This is a genomic window from Microbulbifer flavimaris, from assembly GCF_001641755.2.
GTDB classification, from domain to species: domain Bacteria; phylum Pseudomonadota; class Gammaproteobacteria; order Pseudomonadales; family Cellvibrionaceae; genus Microbulbifer; species Microbulbifer flavimaris.
Genome location: NZ_LRFG02000011.1, coordinates 1 through 1,600, shown reverse-complemented (window position 1 = coordinate 1,600; position 1,600 = coordinate 1). Strand labels below are relative to the sequence as shown.

Annotated in this window: 2 protein-coding genes; both read left to right on the top strand. The window is 47.0% G+C overall.

The genetic code is table 11. The annotated features are described in order from the left end of the window. Positions 1-126: 126 nt before the first annotated feature. The gene (locus AWR36_RS15940; protein WP_067087493.1) at positions 127-495 is read left to right on the top strand and encodes a hypothetical protein; all 369 of its coding nucleotides are present in this window, start codon (positions 127-129) and stop codon (positions 493-495) included. Positions 496-1,102: 607 nt separating this feature from the next. Beyond that, complete coding sequence (locus AWR36_RS15930; protein WP_067087487.1) at positions 1,103-1,366, top strand: hypothetical protein; 264 nt, start codon at positions 1,103-1,105, stop codon at positions 1,364-1,366. Positions 1,367-1,600: the final 234 nt, after the last annotated feature.

The window sequence follows — 1,600 nt, the reverse complement described above, 5'->3', positions numbered from 1 at the left end:
CCGCGGGACGGCTTACCTTATGCACGTTTTGCGCGGTCGCTTCGCTCCCATTTTTGCGCAAAACGCGCATAAGGTAATCCGCCCCTGCCGTGGGCGTTATGTGTCGTCTAGGAATGACTTTCGAGCATGAAATTGAAGTATTTAGGATGGTTATTTCTGCTTCCTGTAATAGCTGCAGCTACCTATGAATACTTCAGCCTAAATCGGGCCATTGAGTCTGAGGAAACACAATTTGTAAGAGGAAAAGTGTTAGCTCTTCGGACGTACAACGGGTATTCATCCTTTGAGGTGGAGGGCGCGAAATTTCGAATGCAGTCCTTGATTCCCTGCATTGATCAGAGAGATAAGATTCAGGATGGCCTAGAAGTGAGTATTAAGTTCAAGTCAATACCAAGGTGGCCGGGAACTCTTGAGAGCTACGGCTGCATTATAGAAATCGAGTATATTGGTGAATTTAAGAGCCAGCCGACTGGTCAGATGTCCCGTGGCACATAACAAACAGCGGCAGAGCGACAGCCAACGCTACGCACCTTTTGTGTTACTCGCTGGCGCTCAAACATTAACACAAAATGCGCTCCGCGCTGGCTGCGCCTGCGCTGGGCGTTATGAGTACGTACTGACAGCATGCTAGTTATAGGAATACTTTGTTTCATTTTGGGGTTTGGGTTGTTTCTCTTTGCCACGGTTTCAGGCAGGAGCCTCTTAAAGGCTGTAAAGGACCAAAGACCGGTTCTTCACAAAAAGTATTTTTCGCTATTTAATCGTTCCTACTATTATTGGGGGCTATTATTTGGCAATGCGGAACTGGAGCGAGAAGATCTTCCAAAGGAAGTATTAGCGTCGAAAAAACGAGTAAAAAGAAGGTATGAGGCATCATTCATTTTCTTTTTTCTCTTCTTTGCGCTGCTACTCCTGGAGGTACTCATAACAAACGCAAGCAGTTGACTCCGGCCCTGCGGGCCTCCGTGGGACGCCCAACACTATGCACATTTTTTGCAAGTCGCTGCGCTCCTAATTTCGCACAAAATGTGCACAGTATTGGCCGCCCCTGTTGCGGGCGTTATGAAGCTTTTCAACTATGAGCAGTAAACGAAGAGAAGAAGTGGAAGAAACCCTGGTGAAGGATGCCCGTCTCGCCTTGTGGGTATTGGTTGTCATCAATCTAATAGTATTATTTTTCTTTCTTGCCGACGGCTTCAATAATGAAATAGTTATTGCTGGCTTGGTATCTCAGGGAATCATTTTTGTATTTTGGCTAGTACCTATATTTCTGTATCAGGTTTTAGGGAAAAGGCTGTCGCTTAAAGTAGCTATGTACAAAGCTCTTGCCTCGTACAGAAATGCCATGGATCAAGTTCAGTGGTAGTGCTCCATAACAAGCGCAAGCAGATTGCTACGGCCCTTCGGGCCTCCGCGGGACGCCCAACGCTATGCACATTTTTGTGCGGGTCGCTGCGCTCCCAATTTCGCACAAAATGTGCATAGCATTGGCCGCCCCTGTTGCGGGCGTTCTGGCTGTAGAAAAACTCTGTAAAACCAGTCTCTTTTGATAGGATTGGCGGATCATAAAAAGGGATATCCGCCATGCCCAATTTCAAGC

Bases quoted from the DNA above. Each gene is read 5' to 3' on its own strand.
- AWR36_RS15940 (WP_067087493.1), top strand. From the start codon at position 127: ATGAAATTGAAGTATTTAGGATGGTTATTTCTGCTTCCTGTAATAGCT.